This window comes from Grimontia sp. AD028 (assembly GCF_000973155.1).
GTDB lineage: Bacteria > Pseudomonadota > Gammaproteobacteria > Enterobacterales > Vibrionaceae > Enterovibrio > Enterovibrio indicus.
This window is the reverse complement of record NZ_LASY01000078.1, coordinates 1-6,140: the sequence shown is the minus strand read 5'-3', so window position 1 is coordinate 6,140 and position 6,140 is coordinate 1. Positions and strand designations below refer to the sequence as shown.

Genomic DNA, 6,140 nt, shown 5'->3' with positions numbered 1-6,140 from the left:
CAAAGGAACGCCGCGATCACTACGCCAGTCAATCTCGCTGAATCCTGCATTTTCGGGTCGTTTGGGTATATAATGCGCCGCCTTAGATAACCAGCAATACAGAGAAAACACGATGAGAATTGCCCTAGGTGTGGAATACGACGGTGCGAAATTTTATGGTTGGCAACGCCAGCGTGAAGTACCGAGCGTTCAGGAACACCTTGAAAAAGCCCTGTCCAAAATCGCCAATCAGCCTATAGAAGTGCAGTGCGCTGGCCGCACCGATGCTGGCGTGCACGGCACAGGTCAGGTTGTTCACTTCGATGTTGAAGGCTCAAGACCGCTTCGTGCGTGGACAATGGGCGTCAATACGCATTTGCCAGATGCCATTGCAGTGCGTTGGGCCAAAGAAGTACCAGACGAGTTCCACGCTCGCTTTACCGCAACTGCCCGTCGTTATCGCTACGTTATCTACAACCACGCGTTGCGTCCGGGCATCCTGCGTCATGGTGTCAGCCACTATCATGGTGAGCTGGATGAAAAACTGATGCATGAAGCGGCACAGTATTTATTGGGCGAGAATGATTTCACTTCTTTCCGTGCTGCTCACTGTCAATCAAACAGTCCATGGCGAAATGTTCACCATATAAATGTGACTCGTCAGGGTTGTTACGTGATCATTGATATCAAGGCCAATGCATTCGTTCACCATATGGTGCGAAACATTACAGGCAGCCTGATTGCCGTTGGCCGCAAGGAGCAAAAACCTGAGTGGCTGAAATGGCTACTGGAAATCAAAGATCGCAACTTAGCGGCAGCGACAGCAAAAGCAGAAGGATTGTATCTGGTAGAGGTCGACTATCCGGCGGAATATGAATTGCCATCTTCGCCGGTAGGTCCGCTGTTTCTGCCGGACGAACAACTGTAACCAGCAAAGCGTCGAGGAAAATCGCCTCTTCGTTACAAAGCAAAGTAGACAGAAGTGGGACTAACAATAGGTAGTACCAGTTTTTTGTCCAAAGTCTTAACAAGTTGTGTTTTAATTCTTCGTTGAATTCGTAGATATCAAGGCCACTTGCCCATCTCTGCACAGACCGCGCTCATGGTGAGCGAAACAGTGCATGGTAATGATGTAAGCGGCGAGTGCTCCAATACAAAAGGTCGTTCATGAGCTGGCTTGAAAAAATTCTGACAAAAAGCAATATCGGTTCTTCACGTAAGGCTTCGATTCCTGAAGGCGTCTGGACCAAGTGTTCGTCTTGCGAACAGGTGCTGTACCACGCAGAACTTGAGCGTAACCTGCATGTGTGTCCAAAGTGTGACCACCACATGCGCATGAGCGCACGCAAGCGTCTGGAAACCTTCCTTGATGAAGGTAACCGCGTAGAAATTGGTGATGAGCTGGAGCCGAAAGACCTGCTCAAATTCCGTGACTCAAAGAAATACAAAGACCGCATCTCAGCGGCGCAGAAATCAAGTGGCGAAAAAGACGCTCTGATCGTTATGAAAGGTGAGCTGCTGGGCATGCCAGTGGTTGCTGCTTCTTTTGAATTTGCCTTTATGGGTGGTTCAATGGGCGCTGTTGTCGGTGCGCGTTTCGTAAAAGCGGTGGACGCAGCCATTGAAAATAACTGTGGCTTGGTTTGTTTCTCTGCAAGTGGCGGTGCCCGTATGCAAGAAGCGCTGATGTCGCTGATGCAAATGGCGAAAACCAGTGCAGCGCTTGAGCGTTTGTCTGCAAAAGGCCTGCCTTTTGTATCTGTTCTGACTGACCCAACCTTTGGTGGCGTCACCGCAAGCTTCGCGATGTTGGGCGACGTGAACATCGGTGAGCCAAAAGCACTGATCGGTTTCGCAGGCCAGCGTGTTATCGAGCAAACCGTGCGTGAGAAACTGCCAGAAGGTTTCCAGCGCAGTGAGTTCCTGCTGGAACACGGTGCCATTGACATGATTGTCGACCGTCGTGAAATGCGTCAGCGAATCGGTGGTCTTCTAGCGAAGATGACCAATCAAGAGTCTCCATTGGTGGTATCTGTCGATAAACCATTGGAAGGCGAAGTGGTTGAAGCTGAGCCAGTGGACGATAACGAATAAGTGTCCCACAAATAAACATCAAAAGAGCGCCTTATGGCGCTCTTTGTCTTTTAACTGATATGATTGAAGCATTGGACAATAGAATAGATTACAAATGTCAGAACTCATTTCTCCGGGTGCAAATTCACCACTGTCTGCATGGTTGCAGTACCTTGAATCTCTTCATACCAGCGCGATTGACTTAGGCCTAGACCGTGTTTCTCTGGTTGCGAACAAAGGCAAGTTGACCAAACCCGCGCCAACGGTCATTACGGTAGCCGGCACCAATGGCAAAGGTTCGACTTGTGCCATTATCGAAACCATTCTTCTCAAGGCGGGTTATAAGGTTGGCGTTTACAGCTCTCCTCATTTGGTGCGTTATAACGAGCGTGTGCGCATTAACGGCAAAGAGCTGGATGATGAGAGACACTCAGAAGCTTTCGCAGCGATAGAAGCGCTGCGAGGTGATACGAGTCTTAGCTTCTTTGAGTTCGGGACGTTGGCAGCACTTTGGCTGTTCCAGGATAACCAAGTTGATGTGGTGGTACTGGAAGTCGGCTTAGGTGGCCGCTTGGACGCTACCAATGTCGTTGACCACGATGTATCGGTGATCACCAGTTTGGCAGTGGACCATGTAGATTGGTTGGGTGATGACATCGAAGTCATTGGTTTCGAGAAAGCCGGGATCTTCCGCGCGGGTAAACCTGCAGTGTGTGGTCAGCCAGAGCCACCGGCAAGCGTTGCTGCCCATGCCGATGATATCGGCGCGAATCTCCATCAGGTGGGTTACCAGTTCACCTATGAAAAGGAAGGCGATGTGTGGCATTGGCAATGTGGCGCATTTGATTTGCGCGATTTACCAGTGCCTAACTTGCCGCTGCCAAATGCTGCAACGGCGCTGATGGCGTTGGGCTTGTCTGAGTTGGAAGTGACTGATGAACACATCGTTGATGGTTTGAAGTCAGTCAAACTGGCAGGCCGAATGGAACGCGTTTCTGAATCTCCATTGATTTTGATGGACGTGGCGCACAACCCACATTCTGCGGCTTACCTAGCTAAACAGATTCAAGAACTGAAAGACGCGGCTAATGGTAGCGTGCATGCAGTGGTCGCCATGCTGCATGACAAAGACATCGCCGCTACTGTCGAGGAAATGAAGCCTGTTGTGGATCACTGGTATCCCGCTTCGCTGACTGGTCCGCGCGCAGCTTCTTGGGAAGAAATTACTTCTCACCTACCTGATGGTGTTGAAGGCTTTGCATCACCAACGCTGGCTTTTGAGAAAGCAAAAACGGCGTTGGACTTTCATGGTGACATCCTCATCGTGTTCGGTTCATTCCATACTGTCGGTGAAATCGCCGACCACCTCCAAAAACAGGAGTAAACGTGGCAACCCAGTTTCAAAATCGCTTGGTCGGGACGCTCATTCTGGTTTCTCTGGGCGTGATTTTCCTCCCCGATGTATTTGATGGCGAGAAAGCACATTACGAAGAAAGTTATCAAGCTATTCCATTGCGTGAAGAAGTCGACGAGTCCGTGCTGGCAGAGCCTGTTCAAGCACCGGAAGAGGTCGAAAGTTTTATGCCGCCGGAATCGCCAGTCATGGTGACCATCGACGAACCAGAGACTTCGACGGCGTCTGTTGAGGCCACCGAACCAAAAGATGGCTATGTCGATTCTGCTTGGGTGATCCGTCTCGGCACCTTCCGCAATATCGACAATGCCAAAAACCTGGTATCAACGCTCCGCAGTAAAGGCTATCCCGCTCAACTGATGCCGCGTGATATTCAGGAAGGTGAATTGGCCCGTGTCGAGGTAGGCCCTGATATCTCAAAAGAAAAACTTGAGTCGATGACTGCAGATTTAGAGTCTTTGACCGGATTGAAAGGCCAACTGCTTAGATTTAACCCACTCAACCCATAAGAAAACGTTTGCGTCGTCATTTTTTCTGTTAAAATGCGCGCGAATCGCTCAGATGATTAAAAGATGAATTGGATAGATTACATCATTATTGGCGTGATCAGCTTCTCTGCTCTGATTAGCTTGGTCCGCGGTTTTGTAAAAGAAGCCTTGTCGCTGGTGATATGGTTTGGTGCCTTCTTTGTTGCGAGCAACTTCTACCCGCAACTGGCTGCCTACTTTACAAATATTCATGACGAAATGATTCGAAACGGTGCGGCGATAGCGGCGCTGTTTATTGCCACCCTGATTGTTGGCGCGGTTGTCAACTACGTGATTGGTCAGTTAGTACAAAAAACTGGCCTTTCAGGCACAGATCGCGTGTTGGGGATTGTTTTCGGGGGAATTCGTGGCGTATTGATTGTCGCGGCACTACTGTTTTTCCTCGATGCCTTTACCAGCTTGGCGAACTCTCCAGAGTGGAAACAATCACAGTTAATCCCTAAATTTGGGGTAGTGATTGAGTGGTTTTTCTCTTATTTGGAGCAAAGCTCCAGCTTTCTGCCTAAGGTGATCTAAGGTTTTCCCGCGGCAAGCTTCGCGGGCAAACCCACAAGTTCCCTGGGCTCAATTTCGCGTTACAAGGAACAGCATACATGTGTGGGATTGTTGGGATCGTGGGCGAGACCCCGGTTAATCAGTCAATTTACGATGCGTTGACAGTACTTCAGCACCGTGGTCAGGATGCAGCAGGGATTGTCACCATTGACGATAACCGTTTCCGCCTGAGAAAAGCGAACGGCCTGGTCAAAGATGTTTTCCAACTGAAGCACATGCAAAGACTGCAGGGAACCGTGGGAATTGGCCATGCCCGTTACCCAACCGCAGGTAGCTCCAGTGCTTCCGAAGCGCAGCCATTTTACGTGAACTCACCTTATGGCATCACGCTGGCGCACAACGGTAACCTGACCAATGCCAACCAACTCCGTGAATCTCTGTTTGAACAAGACCGTCGTCACCTCAACACCACCTCAGATTCCGAAGTTCTCCTCAATGTTCTTGCTCACCAAATCGACAATGTAGCCTCTAAAAAACTCACCGAAGAAGATGTGTTCAAAGCGGTTCGTGAATTGCACGCACAAGTGACCGGTGGCTACGCTGTGGTAGCGATGATTATTGGCCACGGTCTGATCGCTTTCCGCGACCCACATGGTATTCGCCCACTTTGCTTGGGCAAGCGCACTGTGAATGGCCGAGAAGAGTACATGGTGGCTTCAGAGTCTGTGGCGCTGGATGCTGTCGGCTTTGATTTCGTACGCGATATTGCGCCGGGCGAAGCCGTTTACGCGACCTTTGATGGTCGGCTGTTTACCCGCCAATGCGCAGACAACCCTGCGTTGTCTCCATGTATCTTCGAGTTTGTTTACTTTGCGCGTCCAGACTCGTTCATCGACAAGATTTCAGTGTATGGTGCGCGCGTTAACATGGGCCAAAAGCTCGGCGCAAAAATTCGTCGCGAGTGGGACGACCTGGATATCGACGTTGTTATCCCAATTCCGGAAACTTCTTGTGACATCGCACTGGAAATCGCACAGGTGCTAGAGAAACCTTATCGTCAGGGTTTCGTGAAGAATCGTTATGTCGGCCGTACCTTCATCATGCCGGGTCAACAGCAACGTCGTAAGTCAGTGCGTCGTAAGCTCAATGCAATCCGCTCGGAGTTTAAAGACAAGTCAGTCCTGCTGGTGGATGACTCGATTGTTCGTGGTACGACGTCTGAGCAAATCATTGAAATGGCACGTGAAGCCGGCGCGAAACGTGTTTACATGGCATCAGCTGCACCAGAGATCCGATTCCCGAACGTTTATGGTATAGACATGCCGAGTGCAAATGAGCTGATTGCACATGGCCGCGAAGTCGAAGAAATTTGCCAAATCATTGGTGCTGATGGGCTAGTTTTCCAAGACTTGACCGATTTAGAAGAGGCTGTTCGTGAAGGCAACCCTGATATCAAACGATTTGAGAGCTCGGTGTTCAGTGGCGAATACGTGACCAGCGACATCAACCAGGAATACTTGGATTATCTGGAAAGCCTGCGTAACGACGAATCCAAAGCGGTTCGTGAACAACAGCAAGAATTGGCGAATCTCGAAATTTACAACGAGAGTTAACTTATACCAATCGTAGTA

The 6,140-nt window shown here is 49.8% G+C and carries 6 protein-coding genes; all 6 read left to right on the top strand.

The genetic code is table 11. The features are described from left to right. Positions 1 to 112 precede the first annotated feature (112 nt). The 6 genes from truA (at position 113) to purF (ending at position 6,122) form a co-directional block, all read left to right on the top strand. Positions 113 to 907, top strand: coding sequence for a tRNA pseudouridine(38-40) synthase TruA (gene truA / locus RN22_RS17290; protein ID WP_002537793.1), 795 nt, complete (start codon positions 113 to 115; stop codon positions 905 to 907). Between the two features lie 239 nt (positions 908 to 1,146). Then, positions 1,147 to 2,073: an acetyl-CoA carboxylase, carboxyltransferase subunit beta gene (gene accD, locus RN22_RS17285; protein WP_046306163.1), complete on the top strand. Its 927-nt coding sequence runs from the start codon at positions 1,147 to 1,149 to the stop codon at positions 2,071 to 2,073. A 94-nt stretch (positions 2,074 to 2,167) separates the two neighbouring features. Further along, entirely contained in the window at positions 2,168 to 3,436 is a 1,269-nt protein-coding gene (folC, locus tag RN22_RS17280; RefSeq protein ID WP_046306161.1) for a bifunctional tetrahydrofolate synthase/dihydrofolate synthase, read from the top strand. Positions 3,437 to 3,438: 2 nt separating this feature from the next. Then, the gene (locus RN22_RS17275) at positions 3,439 to 3,975 is read left to right on the top strand and encodes an SPOR domain-containing protein (RefSeq protein ID WP_046306158.1); all 537 of its coding nucleotides are present in this window, start codon (positions 3,439 to 3,441) and stop codon (positions 3,973 to 3,975) included. A gap of 63 nt (positions 3,976 to 4,038) precedes the next feature. Further along, positions 4,039 to 4,530 (top strand): colicin V production protein, encoded by a 492-nt coding sequence (gene cvpA, locus RN22_RS17270; protein ID WP_046306156.1) that lies wholly within the window; start codon positions 4,039 to 4,041, stop codon positions 4,528 to 4,530. Between the two features lie 77 nt (positions 4,531 to 4,607). Continuing rightward, positions 4,608 to 6,122, top strand: coding sequence for an amidophosphoribosyltransferase (gene purF / locus RN22_RS17265; protein WP_046306154.1), 1,515 nt, complete (start codon positions 4,608 to 4,610; stop codon positions 6,120 to 6,122). The last annotated feature ends 18 nt before the right edge of the window (positions 6,123 to 6,140 follow it).